Genomic DNA, 477 nt, shown 5'->3' on the forward strand with positions numbered 1-477 from the left:
TCTCGGGGGACACCGAGCTTTCGCCGGCGGAGGCCTTCACGGCAGGCTCCTTGTCCGTCGAGATCGGCGGGGGCGCGATCCGGATCGTCTGCGCAGAAGTGCGCGCCCGCATGCTGGAGCGCGCCGCAGCGGATCTCGGCACGGACGCGTCGGACCTCGCCGTCGAAGCCGGGGACATCATGCGCGCGGGCGCTCCGACCGGGCTCGATTACTGGTCGCTGGCCGGGACGATCGATCTGTCGGCGACGGCGACCGGCTCCGTGCCGCCGAAGCGGCCCGCCGAGTACCGTGTGGTCGGGCGGAGCGACAAGCGCCTCGACCTCCCGGCGAAGGTATTCGGCGGGGGGTTCATCCACGACATGGTCCTGCCCGGGATGCTGCACGCGCGCGCGGTGCATCGGCCCTGGGCGGGCGCATCGCTCTCGACCCCCTGCGACGTCGTCCTGAGGTTGGCCGGAACAGGGGTGGAGGTCGTAC

The 477-nt window shown here is 72.1% G+C and carries 1 protein-coding gene; it reads left to right on the forward strand.

The annotated features are described in order from the left end of the window. Positions 1-50: 50 nt before the first annotated feature. Positions 51-477, forward strand: a 427-nt coding sequence (locus AC2JF9_RS08720) for a hypothetical protein (RefSeq protein ID WP_500726977.1), incomplete at its 3' end; no start/stop codon positions are given.

It is taken from the genome of Lactobacillus sp. C449L (assembly GCF_059900815.1).